This is a genomic window from Streptococcus sp. 53 (assembly GCF_013276565.1).
Lineage (GTDB): Bacteria > Bacillota > Bacilli > Lactobacillales > Streptococcaceae > Streptococcus.
Genome location: NZ_VMLG01000002.1, coordinates 19,334 through 36,121, shown reverse-complemented (window position 1 = coordinate 36,121; position 16,788 = coordinate 19,334). Strand labels below are relative to the sequence as shown.

Annotated in this window: 16 protein-coding genes and 1 other annotated feature; of the genes, 6 read left to right on the top strand and 10 right to left on the bottom strand. The window is 39.2% G+C overall.

What is annotated here, in order from left to right; all coding sequences use genetic code 11:
• Positions 1–114 precede the first annotated feature (114 nt).
• Positions 115–309, bottom strand: a complete 195-nt coding sequence (locus tag HT722_RS00475; protein WP_173276987.1) for a hypothetical protein — start codon at positions 307–309, stop codon at positions 115–117.
• 146 nt (positions 310–455) lie between these two features.
• Here HT722_RS00475 and HT722_RS00470 point away from each other — a divergent pair, with 146 nt between their 5' ends.
• Together HT722_RS00470 and HT722_RS00465 are read left to right on the top strand one after the other, a co-directional pair.
• Positions 456–1,052: a CD20-like domain-containing protein gene (locus tag HT722_RS00470; RefSeq protein ID WP_173229721.1), complete on the top strand. Its 597-nt coding sequence runs from the start codon at positions 456–458 to the stop codon at positions 1,050–1,052.
• Between the two features lie 235 nt (positions 1,053–1,287).
• A complete protein-coding gene (locus tag HT722_RS00465; RefSeq protein ID WP_173276986.1) occupies positions 1,288–2,439 on the top strand; it encodes a site-specific integrase in 1,152 nt (383 codons plus the stop codon).
• 100 nt (positions 2,440–2,539) lie between these two features.
• Here HT722_RS00465 and rplL read toward each other — a convergent pair whose 3' ends face one another.
• Positions 2,540–2,908 (bottom strand): 50S ribosomal protein L7/L12, encoded by a 369-nt coding sequence (gene rplL, locus HT722_RS00460; RefSeq protein WP_001196965.1) that lies wholly within the window; start codon positions 2,906–2,908, stop codon positions 2,540–2,542.
• 73 nt (positions 2,909–2,981) lie between these two features.
• Entirely contained in the window at positions 2,982–3,482 is a 501-nt protein-coding gene (gene rplJ, locus HT722_RS00455) for a 50S ribosomal protein L10 (RefSeq protein WP_049541304.1), read from the bottom strand.
• A 38-nt stretch (positions 3,483–3,520) separates the two neighbouring features.
• Positions 3,521–3,656, bottom strand: a sequence feature (ribosomal protein L10 leader region).
• Positions 3,657–4,019: 363 nt separating this feature from the next.
• Between rplJ and HT722_RS00450 the strand changes: the two genes are divergently transcribed.
• The 3 genes from HT722_RS00450 to HT722_RS00440 all read left to right on the top strand — a co-directional run bounded on the left by HT722_RS00450 (position 4,020) and on the right by HT722_RS00440 (position 7,322).
• The gene (locus tag HT722_RS00450) at positions 4,020–4,250 is read left to right on the top strand and encodes a DUF1797 family protein (RefSeq protein ID WP_000443570.1); all 231 of its coding nucleotides are present in this window, start codon (positions 4,020–4,022) and stop codon (positions 4,248–4,250) included.
• A gap of 230 nt (positions 4,251–4,480) precedes the next feature.
• Positions 4,481–6,739, top strand: coding sequence for an ATP-dependent Clp protease ATP-binding subunit (locus tag HT722_RS00445; protein WP_173276985.1), 2,259 nt, complete (start codon positions 4,481–4,483; stop codon positions 6,737–6,739).
• A 130-nt stretch (positions 6,740–6,869) separates the two neighbouring features.
• Complete coding sequence (locus tag HT722_RS00440; RefSeq protein ID WP_173275056.1) at positions 6,870–7,322, top strand: NUDIX hydrolase; 453 nt, start codon at positions 6,870–6,872, stop codon at positions 7,320–7,322.
• Here the strand turns inward: HT722_RS00440 and HT722_RS10335 are convergent.
• On the bottom strand, positions 7,319–7,465 hold the full coding sequence (locus HT722_RS10335; RefSeq protein ID WP_191995040.1) for a hypothetical protein: 147 nt from the start codon (positions 7,463–7,465) through the stop codon (positions 7,319–7,321). The two genes, HT722_RS00440 and HT722_RS10335, sit on opposite strands and share 4 nt — an antisense overlap.
• Positions 7,466–7,532: 67 nt before the next feature.
• On the opposite strand from HT722_RS10335, the gene HT722_RS00430 reads away from it, so the two are divergent.
• Positions 7,533–7,832, top strand: a complete 300-nt coding sequence (locus tag HT722_RS00430) for a DUF1827 family protein (protein ID WP_000767194.1) — start codon at positions 7,533–7,535, stop codon at positions 7,830–7,832.
• 185 nt (positions 7,833–8,017) lie between these two features.
• Here the strand turns inward: HT722_RS00430 and ezrA are convergent, their stop codons facing one another.
• From ezrA to HT722_RS00400, 6 genes are all read right to left on the bottom strand, one after another.
• The gene (ezrA, locus tag HT722_RS00425) at positions 8,018–9,745 is read right to left on the bottom strand and encodes a septation ring formation regulator EzrA (protein ID WP_173276984.1); all 1,728 of its coding nucleotides are present in this window, start codon (positions 9,743–9,745) and stop codon (positions 8,018–8,020) included.
• Positions 9,746–9,826: 81 nt separating this feature from the next.
• On the bottom strand, positions 9,827–11,773 hold the full coding sequence (gene gyrB, locus HT722_RS00420; protein WP_173276983.1) for a DNA topoisomerase (ATP-hydrolyzing) subunit B: 1,947 nt from the start codon (positions 11,771–11,773) through the stop codon (positions 9,827–9,829).
• Positions 11,774–11,787: 14 nt separating this feature from the next.
• Complete coding sequence (locus HT722_RS00415; RefSeq protein ID WP_173276982.1) at positions 11,788–12,351, bottom strand: HAD family hydrolase; 564 nt, start codon at positions 12,349–12,351, stop codon at positions 11,788–11,790.
• 84 nt (positions 12,352–12,435) lie between these two features.
• The gene (locus HT722_RS00410) at positions 12,436–12,990 is read right to left on the bottom strand and encodes a DJ-1 family glyoxalase III (RefSeq protein WP_173276981.1); all 555 of its coding nucleotides are present in this window, start codon (positions 12,988–12,990) and stop codon (positions 12,436–12,438) included.
• A gap of 10 nt (positions 12,991–13,000) precedes the next feature.
• Positions 13,001–14,224: an FtsW/RodA/SpoVE family cell cycle protein gene (locus tag HT722_RS00405; RefSeq protein WP_173276980.1), complete on the bottom strand. Its 1,224-nt coding sequence runs from the start codon at positions 14,222–14,224 to the stop codon at positions 13,001–13,003.
• Between the two features lie 36 nt (positions 14,225–14,260).
• Complete coding sequence (locus HT722_RS00400) at positions 14,261–16,711, bottom strand: bifunctional DnaQ family exonuclease/ATP-dependent helicase (RefSeq protein WP_173276979.1); 2,451 nt, start codon at positions 16,709–16,711, stop codon at positions 14,261–14,263.
• Positions 16,712–16,788 lie beyond the last annotated feature (77 nt).

Genomic DNA, 16,788 nt, shown 5'->3' with positions numbered 1-16,788 from the left:
CACATATGGAAGATAGTAATTTGATGTTAAAATACGCTCCAACAACTATTTTAAATATTATACTTGGTTCTTTTGGGGTGATAGACAAGGCTGATCACCTAGTAAGACCTATTGCTATTTATTTCGAGGACTAAATAGATGTCCGTAGCGTTGATTAAAACACTCTCTTTTTAAATCGAGTTCTTCCTCGCCTGTTTTAATATCCATGCGGACTCTATCAGCAAATTCATTGTGGCGCAATTCCATTTCTTTTTTAGATTGCTCCATCTTTTGACGCTTTTGATTGATGTGAGTAAAAAAAGAAAACATATTATCGCACCACCTTTCATCACTATTTTACAACGAACAATAGTAAAAATCAACTGTTTCCAAATTGGAACTAGTTGGCATGTAAAAAACGAAAATAAAAAATGTGCAATAACTGATCCACATTAAAAGCTGAGAGAGGTTTCATTATGAATGAAGAACGCAAAGTTTTAGGTATTTTAGCTATTATTTTTGGAGCGATTGCTCTATTTGGGTCTTGGATGCCTATTATTAACAATCTATCTTTTGTTATTGCTATCTTAGCGCTTATATTAGGCTTGATAGGTCTAGCTATCAACAGAAAAAGACCAAAAATGTTGGCTATCATTGGTACAGTCTTAGCAGTCGTATCAATGGTTATTGTTATCGCTACGCAATTGATGTATGCCCGTGCTTTGAATAACGCTGCTAAAAACGTTGAAGAAACTGTTAGCTCAGTAAGTTCTTCTATCGAATCATCACAAAAAGAAGAGGATGCTAAATTTAACTGGACAAAAGAACAGTTTGACGCTCTTCAGATGGGCGACATCATGAATTATGGAGCTGGTGGAACTAACTACGATGATATTGTTAGCGTTCATGGAGAACCAAATAATATAAACACTACTACTGTCAATGATCATGAAAGTAGAACAGTTTCATATTCTTCAGCAGGAACAAAAATCCGAAGCGTTACTTTGACATTTAGCAAACAAGAAAGTGGTGCTTATTTATTGACTGCTAAAGTCGGCATCGGATTGGAATAAATTTATTTTCATGATATAATTAAGTTACTTAGAGGTTTACCCTCATAATTTTAAACTTTGCACCTTAGCGTGCCAGGGGAAGTAACTTAACCGTTGCTTCCCTTTTTAAAAACTAAAAAATCCCCACGCTCTCAAACTTTGGCGAGTCTGAGCGTGAGGATATCCTGAATAGTAAAAGGCATTAAAAATGCCTGCTTTACTATGCCTATTTTATCAAGAAATGAGGTGAAAATCAATGTGGATGGAAGAACTTTCTAACGGAAAATACAAATTTTTTGAGCGATACAAAGACCCTTATACCGAGAAATGGAAAAGGGTGTCTGTAACCCTTGACTCTGGATCAAGCAGGGCTAAGAAAGAAGCTCAGAAACAACTGGATGAGAAAATAGCAGAAAAACTACAAAGTCTTACTACTACAGATATGCTTTTTACAGACGTACTAACTGATTGGTGGGAACTTCATAAAAAGTCAATCAAGCCTTCTACCATAAAGACCATGGTCTATGCTGTAGATGAAGTAAAAGATACTTTTGCGCCTGACGTGAAAATAAAAAATATCACTGCAAAGTACACTCAACAGTACTTTACTGACTCGGAAGAAAATCATATCAAACTAAAAAAGCAAAAGTCAGTACTAAGCATGGTCTTTAAATATGCGCTTGATATGGAACTGGTAGATAGCAATCCTGTCCAGCGTGTGAGACTTCCTAAAAAGGTTGTCGCATATGAAAATATGGAAAAGATTGAAGATAAGTTCCTTGAGCAAAGCGAATTAAAAAGGCTTTTAAAAGCTATGAAAAGCTATAATCGGGGCTATCACGTCGCTCGTATGGCTGAGTTTATGGCTTTAAATGGTTGCCGAGTCGGCGAAGCTGGTGCGCTTAAATTTGAAAACTACGATAAGAAAAACCGTACTATCACTATCAACGGGACTTTAGACCCAACCCGTAAAGGTTCAGAGGGTGTTAAAACCACACCTAAGACCTTATCATCTATCAGAGTAGTTGACCTAACAAAAAAAGAAATTGAAATCATTGAAGAATTCATAGAGTTACATAAACTAAGAAAGAATACAAACCCAAACTATAAAGATATGGGATTTATATTTGTATCAGCCAATGGAATTCCCATTCATAAATCAAGTATCGGCAAGCTCATGAAAAATGCAAACGCCACTTTAAAGAAGCCAATCAACAAACCACTTCACCCACATATACTACGCCATACACTAATCAGTACGCTTGCTGAAAATAATATCCCCTTAAAAGCTATCACGCAAAGAGTTGGGCATAAAGATAACGGAAAGACCACAATGGAAATCTATACTCACGTAACCAAGAACATCAAGTCGAAAGTTGTTGATGTACTAGATAAAATTTATAAATAGTTTTGCCCCTTTTTTGCCCCCTGCTAGACAAAAAGAAAAACCGCTACTCCTAAGAATAGCGGTTTAATCATGTTTTTAAGCTATTAATGTAGTCGCTCTCTTATTTAAGAGTAACTGAAGCTCCAGCTTCTTCCAATTTAGCTTTGATTTCTTCAGCTTCTGCAGTTGCAACGCCTTCTTTAACAAGTGCTGGTGCACCGTCAACAAGTTCTTTAGCTTCTTTAAGACCAAGACCAGTGATTTCACGTACAACTTTGATAACGCCAACTTTTTTGTCGCCTGCAGATGTCAATTCAACGTCGAATGAATCTTTAGCAGCACCAGCGTCAGCAGCACCAGCCGCAGCAACAGCTACAGGAGCAGCTGCAGTTACACCAAATTCTTCTTCGATAGCTTTTACAAGGTCGTTCAATTCAAGGATTGAAGCTTCTTTAATTTCAGCAATAATGTTTTCAATGTTCAATGCCATTGTTATTTCCTCCAAATATGTTTTTAAATTTATAATAGATTTTCGTAGCTAGGCTACGCTGCGTAGCTTAAGATTAAGCTGCGTCTTCTTTGTTGTCTGCAACCGCTTTGACTGCAAGAGCAACGTTGCGCACTGGCGCTTGAAGTACAGAAAGGAGCATAGAAAGAAGTCCTTCGCGGTTTGGAAGAGTTGCAAGTGCAAGAATCTCTTCTTTAGATGCGACAGCGCCTTCGATGGCACCACCTTTGATTTCAAGTGCTTCAGCGTTTTTAGAAAAGTCGTTCAAGATTTTCGCTGGTGCGATAACATCTTCGTTAGAAAATGCTACTGCAGATGGTCCAACAAATACTGATGCAAGTTCTTCAAGACCAGCTTTTTCAGCTGCACGACGCAAAATTGAGTTTTTAATGACTTTATACTCAACTTCGTTTCCACGAAGCTCACGACGAAGAACTGTATCTTGCTCAACTGTCAAACCACGAGCGTCAACAACGACGATAGATGCAGCAGCTTTCATTTTTTCAGCTACTACGTCAACTAGTTCCGCTTTTTTAGCAATAATTGCTTCACTCATTAGTGTGTTCACCTCCGTAATTATTTTGCTTGGGGAATTTTTCAAAAAGAAAAACGCGCCCAAACCTAGACACGAAAGTACAATACGCTTCTTTTTACATGATACGTTTTGTCCTCGGTAGGATATTTATGAGTCGAGCTCCCCTACTGTCTTAGGCAGTTTTTTCAAACCGTATATAAGTATAGCATAGTTAAAAAAAGAATGCAAGATTTTTGCAAACTTTTTTTAAATTTTTTCGTGACGTAACTTCTCAAAGTAACTTCCACCTCTCTCCCAAAACTGGAAGTTAGTCTCAGACGACGAATGATGCTTAAATTAAGTCTGAGACTTTTCGGACCTCATTTCTAACTCAAACATCTCACACTTAATTCCACCATAAAAATCCGTTTTAGACTAATTTCCACTTCGGCAAGTCAAGTGGAAGTTACTTTGAAAAGTTAGCAACTGGCAGAATTAGCGAGAAATCTTAGTTTTTTCTAGTCAAGTTGGCCTCCTTTATGGTAAAATAGTAACGATAAGAAATGAAGGAGAATCAAAATGGAATCACATTTGGTTAGAATCATCAACCGCCTTGAAGCAATGGCAAAAGACGGCGGAAATTTAAAACGTAATTTTGAACGCGAAGGAGTTGTTGTTGCAGAAGTTGCGTACAGCCACGACGAAGAAAACGGCTCAATCTTTACCCTTCGTGATGTCGAAGCTCGCGAAACTTATACGTTTGACAGCATTGACTTGATTGCAATGGAGATTTACGAACTCCTTTACTAATGTAAAACAAGCTGGGATTACACCCTGCATGTCTAACCAAAATCCTTTTTGTCTCACAAATAGGATTTTTTTATAGTCCAAATTCACAAAAATTTTCATTGTAACAACTTCTCAAAGCTGCAATCTTTTTACTTGCTTTACACCCCAATCCTGTTATAATGAGAGTATAGAAATTTGACTATTATTGACCTTTGGACAGGTCAAGCTAAAGAAAGAAATGAGGTAGATGTATGCTTTGCCAAAACTGTAAAATCAACGACTCAACAATTCATCTTTACACCAATCTCAATGGAAAACAAAAACAAATTGACCTCTGTCAAAACTGCTACAAGATTATCAAGACTGATCCTAATAACAGTCTCTTTAAAGGCATGACGGATCTGAACAATCGTGACTTCGATCCCTTTGGTGATTTTTTCAATGACCTAAACAATTTCAGACCTTCTAGCAATACTCCTCCGATTCCCCCAACCCAATCAGGTGGAGGTTACGGTGGAAACGGCGGTTATGGTTCCCAAAATCGTGGTTCTGCTCAAACTTCACCACCAAGCCAAGAAAAAGGCCTGCTAGAAGAATTTGGTATCAACGTAACTGAGATTGCCCGTCGTGGAGACATTGACCCCGTTATTGGGCGCGACGATGAGATTATCCGTGTCATCGAAATTCTCAATCGCAGAACCAAGAATAATCCTGTTCTTATCGGTGAACCAGGTGTCGGAAAAACGGCCGTTGTCGAAGGTCTAGCTCAGAAAATTGTCGATGGTGATGTTCCACATAAACTCCAAGGTAAACAAGTCATCCGTCTGGATGTGGTTAGCTTGGTTCAAGGAACGGGTATCCGTGGACAATTTGAAGAACGCATGCAAAAACTCATGGAAGAAATTCGCAAACGTGAGGATATTATCCTCTTTATCGATGAAATCCATGAAATTGTCGGTGCAGGTTCTGCGAGCGATGGTAATATGGATGCTGGAAATATCCTCAAGCCAGCCCTTGCTCGTGGAGAACTGCAACTGGTCGGTGCTACTACCCTCAATGAATACCGTATCATTGAAAAGGATGCTGCCTTAGAGCGTCGTATGCAGCCTGTTAAAGTCGATGAACCAACGGTGGACGAAACAATCACTATTCTCAAAGGGATTCAAAAGAAATACGAAGACTACCACCACGTTCAATATACTGATGCTGCAATTGAAGCAGCTGCAACTCTTTCCAATCGCTACATACAAGATCGCTTCTTACCTGACAAGGCCATTGACCTCCTAGATGAAGCTGGTTCTAAGATGAACTTGACCTTGAATTTTGTGGATCCTAAAGTAATTGATCAACGCTTGATTGAGGCTGAAAATCTTAAATCTCAAGCTACACGAGAGGAAGATTTTGAGAAGGCAGCTTATTTCCGCGACCAGATTGCCAAGTATAAGGAAATGCAAAAGAAAAAGGTCACAGACCAAGATACTCCTATCATCAGTGAGAAAACCATTGAGCACATTATCGAGCAGAAAACCAATATCCCTGTTGGTGATTTGAAAGAGAAAGAACAATCTCAACTCATCCATCTAGCCGAAGATCTCAAGTCTCATGTTATTGGACAGGATGATGCTGTCGATAAGATTGCCAAGGCTATTCGCCGTAATCGGGTTGGACTTGGTACGCCTAACCGCCCAATCGGAAGCTTCCTCTTTGTCGGACCAACTGGTGTCGGTAAGACAGAACTTTCCAAACAACTAGCTATCGAACTCTTTGGTTCTGCTGACAGTATGATTCGCTTTGACATGAGCGAATACATGGAAAAACACAGTGTAGCTAAATTAGTTGGTGCCCCTCCAGGTTATGTTGGCTACGATGAGGCTGGGCAATTAACTGAAAAAGTTCGTCGCAATCCATATTCTCTTATTCTCTTGGATGAAGTAGAGAAAGCCCATCCAGATGTTATGCACATGTTCCTTCAAGTCTTGGACGATGGTCGTTTGACAGATGGACAAGGACGTACCGTTAGCTTCAAGGATGCCATCATCATCATGACTTCAAATGCAGGTACAGGTAAGGCAGAAGCCAGCGTTGGTTTTGGGGCTGCTCGCGAAGGACGTACCAACTCTGTTCTCGGTGAACTCGGCAACTTCTTTAGCCCAGAGTTTATGAACCGTTTTGATGGTATTATCGAATTTAAGGCTCTCAGCAAGGATAACCTCCTTCAGATTGTCGAGCTCATGCTAGCAGATGTTAACAAGCGCCTCTCTAGCAATAACATTCATTTGGATGTAACTGACAAGGTCAAGGAAAAGTTGGTTGACCTAGGTTATGATCCAAAAATGGGAGCACGCCCACTTCGCCGCACTATTCAAGACTATATTGAAGACGCAATCACTGATTACTACCTTGAAAATCCAAGCGAAAAAGATCTCAAAGCAGTTATGACTAGCAAGGGAAATATTCAAATTAAGTCTGCCAAAAAAGCTGAAGTTAAAACTTCTGAAAAAGAAAAATAAATACTATATAAAAGAAGTAGAAAATGAAAATTTTCTGCTTCTTTTTTACTAAAATAACTGTAATTTCTTGACAGCTTGCTCTTTGTCCATTATGATAATAATAACGATACTAGATAATGAGGAAAATGCAATGGCAAACCCAACTTTCGGAGAAAAAAAAGCGAATACAGACTATGTTTCACGTTACGGTGTATATGCAGTTATCCCTGACGCTGAACAAAAACAAATTGTTCTTGTTCAAGCGCCTAATGGCGCTTGGTTCTTACCAGGTGGCGAAATTGAAGCAGGTGAAAACCACCAGGAAGCCCTAAAGCGTGAATTGATTGAAGAGCTTGGTTTCACAGCTGAAATTGGTACCTATTACGGACAAGCTGACGAATATTTCTACTCTCGTCACCGTGATACCTACTACTACAATCCTGCTTACCTCTATGAAGCGACTTCTTTCAAGGAAGTTCAAAAACCACTAGAAGATTTTAATCATATTGCCTGGTTCCCTATTGACGAGGCTATTGAAAATCTCAAACGTGGTAGCCATAAATGGGCAATCCAATCTTGGAAAAAACAGCATAAGATTGGCTAATACTCTTCGAAAATCTCTTCAAACCACGTCAGCGTCGCCTTACCGTAGATATGGTCACTGACTTCGTCAGTCTTATCTACAACCTCAAAATTGTGTTTTGAGCAGCCTACGGCTAGCTTCCTAGTTTGCTCTTTGATTTTCATTGAGTATAAATCAAGCGACTTTATTCAAAAAGTGCTATAATAGAATTAGAAAATCGGAGGAAATATTATGAAGCTTATCAATACGACAAACTCACACTCGCAACTTGTAAAAAGCCAGCTAGAAAGTACAGATGCAACCCTTGTTGAGGTTTACTCAGCAGGAAATACTGATGTTATTTTTACCCAAGCCCCGCTTCACTATGAAATCCTCATCTCAAATAAACACCGTGCTATTCGTGAGCCTGAAATCGAAACCATTCAAGAATTTTTCTTGAAACGTAAAATTGATAAGGACTCTATTGATGAAGCCAATATCAAGACACTCTACTCAGAGAAATTAATTGGGATTTCTATTCCAATCAAATAAAGAAGTTGAGTAAAAACTCGATTTGAGAAAAAATCCAATAAGTCTTTCCATAATAAAACGCATAGTAGCAAGAGTTTCTACACCTGCTATTATGCATTTTTATCATTTTGAATCCTTTTGCTCACGATATTACTATAGAAAAAGATTTGATTCTGCTCCTCACACAATCAAATCTTTTTCTTTTTTTAAAAACGAATCGTTTCACGTGTTTTCTCATATGAGGTAACAAAGCGGTTGGTTACACCAGGCTCTGCCACTTCCAATGCTTGTGAAATCTTGTCAAATGAAGCGCGATAATCAAATTCTTTTTCAAAAATTTCTAAAGCTTCGTTAAATGCTTCTTGAATGCGTTCATCAAATGAGCGATAGCGGTTAGAATATTGTAATAATTGTTCTGTCAAGGTTGCATACTGTACAATATTATAAGTTTCCGTTTCTAAAGCTTCCATATCATTCGTTGCAATTTCAAGAACTCGGGTAACAGATTCAATGTTAATCATTTTCTGTTCTAACTCAACCATTAAATCCTCGGTATTATTGCTTGCCGTAAAGAATAACTTCAAGAAAGTTTGTGGAATACCTGGCAGATTGCGTTTTTCCATGTATCGCTTGATAGTATGGAGACGGTTGACATAAACATTGGCCTTTTGACGTGCATTGATATCATCTTTCTCAATTTGTGTCAGGCGCTCACTAACTGAAATTTGCTCATCTTCAATATCTTTTAGTTGAGTTTGTAAATCCTCAAGATTTTCTTCAAGAACTGAATAAGCTTGGGTTGGTTCTTCTTGATTTGAAGTTACCTCAGCAATAGCTGCCTCAAAACTCTCTAATTCTGTCTGAATACGACGAACATGGCTTGCAGCTGTCTCAGGAAGTAAATAGGTCTTGCTCAAACGTGCAATATCTTCTCCCAATAAAGTATTATTCTCTTTCATATGTTGAAGGTAAGTTGGAAGAGTTGCAAGTAAATTTTCCACTACTTTCTGAGCAGCAATTTCTCGAGTAAAAATATCATACAAGGCATTGATTTCCTCTTGTGCCTGCCCATTCTCATATTCGGCATTATCCAATTCCAACTGACGAATATTCTCTTGGTTTTTCTTGAATGCTTCATAAAGCAAGTGGAAACGCGCTTCAATATCCGTTTCAACAAAATGATAATTAGCATCTAAGAGCTTACGATAACCATCTTCTAAATCTTCTAGTTGATCTGGTAGCTCTTTAGATAATGTTGTTACAATTGCTGGTATACGATCAACGATATGTGTCAAAGCCAAGATATGATTTTCAGCATTATCCAAAATCACAGCAGCTTCCACAGGGTCACCCGATGAATTCAAGGTTACAAATTGTGAAAATTCAGATTGGATATTTTCTAATTGTTTTTCAATTTCATCCAAGGCTTGACCATACTGTTCTGAATTTTCAGCAACTCTATGCTGAAGTTCCTCAAATAAATCCAAAGCATGAAGAACACGACCACTATTTTTAGATTCTTGCTTCTCTAAGTCTGCCAAAGCATTGCGAATTTCAGCAATATCTTCTTCAATCAAAGTAATTTGACTCTCAATTTGGTCAATTTGATGACTGGCCTTGAGAAAACGAAATGAATGGTTATAGCCTTCTGCTTCAAAGAGATTATTTTCAATATCGGCAAAAGAGTTGAGAGATAAATCGACCCATTTTTGATTCCATTCACGGAAAGCCACTTGACTTTGTCCAATCAAGTGCATATTTTTTACAGCTTCCACTTCATCATTTACTGGAAGATTGTATAGTTCTTCTTTTCTTTCTTCTAGCGCCTCTAATCTTCCCTCATTTCGCTTACGTAGAAAGATTGCCACTACATAAGCCAGAACTAAAATGACTGCAATTGCAACCATTAAATAAATTAGTTGTCCATTAGACATATCAAACTCCTTTTTTACTTGAAACAATCGTAATGATTATATCATATTTTTTAGACCAAGGGAACTACTTCTCCCGATTTTTTAGACATCAAGTGTACTATAAACGGCATTTTCTTCGATAAACTCACGACGAGGCTCTACTCGATCCCCCATCAACATATCAAAGATTTTATCTGCTTCTGCAGCATCATCTACAGAAACTCTAGCCATCAAGCGATGTTCGGGATCCATGGTTGTTTCCCACAACTGATGATCGTCCATTTCACCCAGACCCTTATAACGCTGAATAGTTGGTTTGGCACGTCCTTCACTGTGGCGGGCTAAAGCTTCTTGGAGTTTGATTTCTTGATCTGCACCTGGCTGGATGTATTCTTTAATCTCGCTTCCAACCTTGACACCATAGATTGGTGGTTGGGCAATATAAACATAACCAGCTTCTAGGATTGGTTTCATATAACGATAAATCAAGGTCAAAAGAAGGGTACGAATGTGGGCTCCATCGACATCGGCATCCGTCATCAAAACGAGTTTTTGGTAACGGGCTTTCGAAACATCAAATTCTGCGCCAAATCCTGTTCCCATGGCTGTGAAAAGACTACGAATTTCTTCGTTAGCTAGAATCTTATCCATACTTGCTTTTTCAACGTTCAAAATCTTACCGCGAATTGGAAGGATAGCCTGAAACTCACGGTTACGACCAGATTTGGCTGATCCACCAGCTGAGTCTCCTTCGACGATGAAGAGTTCTGTTTCAGCAGGGTTATTAGAAGAACAGTCTGCTAGTTTCCCTGGAAGATTGGAAATTTCCAAACCAGATTTTTTACGTGTGACTTCACGTGCACGCTTGGCAGCCACACGAGCCTTAGCAGCTAAAATCCCTTTTTCCACGATACGTTTGGCAATCTGTGGATTTTCCATGAGGAAATCGGAGAAGGCATCACTGAAGAGACGATTGGTAATCTTGACCACTTCGCTATTCCCCAGTTTGGTCTTAGTTTGTCCTTCAAACTGTGGATTTGGGTGTTTAACTGAGATAACTGCAGTTAAGCCTTCGCGGACATCTTCCCCTGTTAAGTTGTCTTCATTGTCTTTAAGTAATTTATTCTTGCGAGCATAATCATTGATAACACGTGTCAAGGCTGTACGGAAACCTTGTTCATGCGTTCCACCTTCGTGTGTATGAATATTATTGGCGAAACTCATGACATTTTCATGGTAACCAGTTGTGTACTGCATGGCTACCTCAACTGTGATATCATCCATCTCACCATCTGTGTAGATTGGTGTATCAAAGATTACATCCTTATTCTCATTGATATATTCAACGTAGCTAGCAATCCCACCTTCATAATGGTAATGTTTGGTTTGTTCCAAACCTTGGCGCTTATCTGTAATTGAAATTTGAAGACCGCGATTTAGAAAGGCCAACTCTTGAATCCGTTTATTTAATTTATCAAAATCAAAAGTTGTTGTTTCAGTGAAGATTTCTGGATCCGGAGTAAAATGAACCGTTGTTCCAGTTCTATCTGTATCCCCAACCACCTCAATATCTGCAACAACATGACCACGACGGTATTCTTGGTAATGAATTTTACCGTTTTTGTGGACATGAACGTCTAATTGAGTGGAAAGGGCATTAACTACTGAGGACCCTACTCCGTGAAGACCACCTGAAACCTTGTATCCGCCACCGCCGAACTTTCCTCCAGCGTGAAGGACTGTAAAGACGGTCTCAACAGCAGGTCGGCCTGTTTTTTCCTGAATATCGACTGGGATACCACGCCCATCATCGACAACAGTAATCGAATCATCTGGCTCAATAAAAACTTGAATATGGCTGGCAAATCCTGCCAGGGCCTCATCAATTGAGTTATCAACGATTTCCCAGACTAGATGGTGAAGACCTTCTTTTGAGGTTGACCCGATATACATCCCTGGACGCATACGAACAGCCTCTAAGCCCTCTAAAACTTGAATTTGACTGGCATCATAATCCTGTGCCTGCAGATTTTTGATTTCTTCTGTCATCTTATTCCTTTTTCTTACATGTCTAATACTTGTCTTAAATTCACGATACTGGTAAACAAGTGGGTAGCTAGTCCTGCAGCTTGACCTGCTTCGATATCAATCGGTCGATCACCAATGACAAGACCAGAGTTAATCTGATACTTTTCTCTTAAATAAAGCATGGACTCGGGATTTGGCTTTCTCTTAAAGCCTGAGCTAGAAGTCACCACTTCTGTAAAATAAGCTGCTATAGAGGTTTTTTCTAAAATTTCTAAGACCTGATTATTTCGATGAGAGACCAAAAAATGACGCCCACCTTGTTTTGAAATATCTTCCAATAAGTCAGAAACTCCTTCAAATAAAATCGGGTGTTCAAGCTCTCTGGCTTCATTTTCCTTGTATTTTTCTAAAAAATGCTCTAAGTTGGGAGCGAATGTCTCAATCGCAAAATCAGTAGAAACCTTTAAAGCTTGATAGACACTGTCATGATCTTGTGTGATGCCATACAATGCCAATGTTTCAACAAAGGCAGCTGTTGAAGTTTCATAATTATCCAGTAAAGTTCCACCTAAATCCCAGATATAATCGTGATATTTCATACCCTTCATTATAGCATTTTTTTATAAAAAAAGCGATGATTTCCCTGATTTTTCCACATAAAAAACGAGAGTTTGACTCCCGTTTTACTGATTTTTACCAAAGACATCTCGATAGAGCATTCCTGTTCGTAAAGTCTCTGCGTCCCCTCCTAGTTGCTCCACCAACTCGTAGGCAAAGGCAAGGGTTGTTGAGGGGCCTCGACTGGTTGTCAAGTGACCATCTACCACTACTGTTTCCTTGACATATCGACCATCAAGGATTTGCTCTTGAACGCCATCATAGCAAGTGTACTGCTTATTTTTCAATACCCCTGCTTGATTGAGGGCAATTGGTGCCGCACAAATAGCTGCTAATTTTTTTCCTTCTCGTTCGAAGCATTGCAACTCTTGAATCAAAGCCTGATTGTCTCGCAAATGTGCAGAACCAGGCATTCCGCCAGGAAGGACAATCATGTCATAGTCTGATAAATCACCATCAAAGACACGATCTGCTCTTACTTGGATTGCATGCGAACCCGTTACTTGCTCTTCAAAACCAACCATATCACATGTGATATTGGCTCGACGCAAGACATCCACAACTGTCAAAGCTTCAATTTCTTCAAAGCCCTGAGCTAACATAACGGCTACTTTAACCATGATTTTCTCCTTATTTGATTCGTTTTAATACAACCTTTTTCCGCTTGAATCGGACTTTTCCACTCTTTTCTTCAGCTAGATTAGTCTGGTAACTCATCGATAAAAGCAAACCAACACCAATCAGATTACTGATAATAGCTGATCCTCCTTGCGAAATGAAAGGCAAGGGAATCCCCGTCAAAGGAAGTAGTCCAGTCACAGCACCGATATTCTCAAAGATGTGGAAGAGCAACATCATAATCAAACCTGTGGAAATATAAGTGTAGAACTGGTTATTTGATTTAAGAGTAATCTTCAACATACGGTAAATCAACATGAGATAGAGGGCAATAACCAGGACAGAGCCAATAAAGCCAAAATCTTCTGCAATAACCGTAAAAATCATATCTGACTCTCGAACTGGGATAAGCAGATTCGAAGCATTAAATCCCTGACCAAATAAGCCACCACTCCCAATGGCAATCTGCCCTTGAGCCTGCTGGTAAGTCGTTGTTTGGGCAAACTCAAAGGGATTGAGCCAAGCCAAAATCCGATTGATTTGGTAGGTCGGCATTCCAATCTGGTGAAGAAAAGCTCGTCCGTCCTTGCTAATAAAGATAGCTAAGAAACCAGCAACTCCTGTTACAGCAGTCACAAATACTGGGATAATAATTTTCCAAGAAACCCCTGATAATAAAACGATTCCTGAGAAAATGGCTACAAAAACCAAAGCCGTCCCTAAGTCACTTTGAAGTGCTAAAAGAACTAGGACTGGAATAGTAAAGAGAATCATCCAAAAAATTAACAAAAAGTCCAGCGGAACCGTGCGTCTCCATTCCTTATGTTTTTTAGTAAATTGGACAATGACACGGGCCAACATGAGGATATAGGATATCTTCATAAATTCTGACGGTTGGAACAAGGTGATACCATTTACCGATACCCAGTTTTTGGCACCCGTTGATGCAACTAAGCTTGGATTATAAAAGACAATCGGCAAGACCATAAGTCCCAAACCTAAAATATATAGAAAGGGGGTCACCTTCCAAAGAAACTCTGTATTGAAGAGCATGACGATAAAACCAATCACAAGCCCCAAGGCAATCCAGGCGACCTGCTGCCCTAAAATGGGCAGAATATTATTTGGATAATCATGACTAACGGCTATATAGATAGCCACCACACCGATGACCAGCAGAAAAAATACTGGCAAGAGCAAACTATAATCGACTCTAGAGTCGAGAGAACGTTTCATATACACTAACCTTATACTTTCATACAATACTATTTATCAAAGTTCATTTAAAAATTTATCAACAGCCTCATCAACTTCGGATCGAGAGACGGTTTTAACAGTCGCTTCTTTTGCTAGAGAAGTCACTATTTGCTTGCCATATCGTTTTCCGACAATTCTCCTATCAAGAATGAGGGTTAAGGAACGTTGGTGTTCACGTCTCATACTTCTTCCCAAAGCCTGTTTTAAACGAATAATGGCCATTGGCAATTGATAATCATAAAAGGCATTTTTCCCTTCTTGAATTAGTTCCTGATTGATTTTTTTCGTCAAGGGCTCTTGGGGATTTTGGAAAGGAAGCCTTGGTACAACTTGAATCACAAAAGGATGACTTGAAAAATCAACTCCCTCCCAGAAACTTGCTGCACCAAGCAGGATTTGTTGTTCACCTTTTTCAAAGCGTTTCTTAAGCTGATGAACATCCCCATTTTTATACTGGGCCAAGTGGCTAACTGGAAGTAAATCCGATACTGCTAGAAGCATGTCTTTAGCAGTAAAGAGAACTAAAATCGGTTGCTGGAAAGCTTGAACATCCATCAGCAAATCAGCTACCTCTTGGGCGTAGACTTCTAAGGAGGTTTCTGTTACCAAGGGGAAATCTTTGACCAAGACCACTTCTTGATCCTGTTTTTTATGAGCTTCAACCTTGACAAATTTAGCTTCAGGATAACCCAAAAGGTCTGCCAAAGAAACTCTCTGACTAATCTCAAGAGTAGCCGACACTCCCAAGACTTGACATGAATTAGGTACTAAAGAAGATAGGAGAATACGTCCTGATTTCGTAGAAGAAATTTGAATTTTCTTTTGACTCGTTTCAGTTGCTTCAAGCCAGTAATCTCGGTCAGCTGTAAAATAGCGAACCAGTTCCTCAAAGCCTTCTACTTCTAATTCTGAAAAATACTGGTGGAGATTAGCAAGAGAATCTAAGATATTTTTCTTAGATTTTCCAGACTGAAATTGTTCTATCAAGTAGAAGCACTCAAAGCGAATACTTTCTAGTATTCGTTGCTGAACCTTATTTTGCTCCTCCAGTAGAGCCTTATCAAGCAAATCGACAATAGACTGGATATCATGGGTCTCTTGAAGCAGATTTTCTAAAGCCAACAAAATCTTTTGAACTTCATCAATAATCAGTAAACGGTCGCTGACAAATTCAGGATTATCTTCCAGTCTGGTTACAAGATAGGCATGATTGGTCACTAAAAGTTTGCAGGTTTGTGCCCTTTCTTGACTACGTTTCCAAAAATCTTCCGTCACAAATAAGCTCTTGGATGATAAATTCCCATCATGACGAAGATCTGTCAGAAAATGTTGATAACGGTAGAGTTGACCAATTTCATCCAAATCCCCGGTTTCTGTCTCTGTCAACCAGACCAAGAGTTGCATTTTAAAGCGTCTAAATAAGCGATTTTCATCATTTTCCTGCAAGGAGCGATAAAAGGCATCTAGCTTCAGATAATTGTGTGGTCCCTTTAAAGAATGAATATCTATATGGAACACTTCCTTGAGACGTTTACCTTCTTCTTCCATGATTTGATTTTGAAGAATCTTTGTCGGAACACTAAGAACAATTTGTCGATCTTTGCCTTGAGATAAAGCGGGTAAGAGATAACCATAGGTTTTCCCAATCCCTGTCGGCGCTTGAATCAGAGAGACAGGTTCATCTTTCAATAGCAAGTCAACCTCTTTAGCAAAACTTTCTTGTCGTTCCCTCACTTCAAGGTTCAACAGAGAAATATTTTTAGAAAAATCTTGAGATAGTTTTCGCGGCTCCAGAGGAGCTGCAGTTTTCTTGAAATACAGTCCTTGAACTTGGACCAAGTCTGAAGAACTCAGAATAGATTGGCTGCGATAAATTTCTTCAATAACCAGGTAGGACTCATATAGGAGGGCGTCAGCCATTTCCAGCAAGCGTTCTAAAAGACCTTTAGGAAGCTGGGCCATCTTTTCCCGTAGAAATAAGAGTAATTCCGCAGTAGCTTGGGCATCTGAAAGGGCTGTGTGGGCATGCTTTAGAGGAATTCCTAATTCTCGACACAAAATAGGCAAGCTATATTTTTCCAGTTCAGGGAAAAAGACCTGGGACAATTCGACCGTGTCAACACGAGGATTTCTTAGCTCATAACCTTCAAAAAATAAATTTTCCGCCAAAAGATTGGCATCAAACTGAACATTGTGGGCTACAAAAATCCCATCCTCTACCAAGTCAAAGATTTTTCTAGCAACTTGCGAAAAATCAGGTGCTTGCGCCAGACGTTGGTCTGTCAATCCTGTCAGTTCTTTGATATGAGCATCTAAGGGTTCATGTGGATTGACATCCGTCGTATAGTGATCGACGATTTTTCCATCCTCGATCACGACAATTCCAACTTGGATAATTTTAGCCTTACTACCTGTGCTAGTTGCCTCTAAATCCACCACAACATAGCGATTACCAATCGTTTTCATTATAAAAAATTATACCAAAAAAAGGGCCATTTGGCACCTGCAAACATGGGATAATTTTCAAACTCAAGAAGGTTACT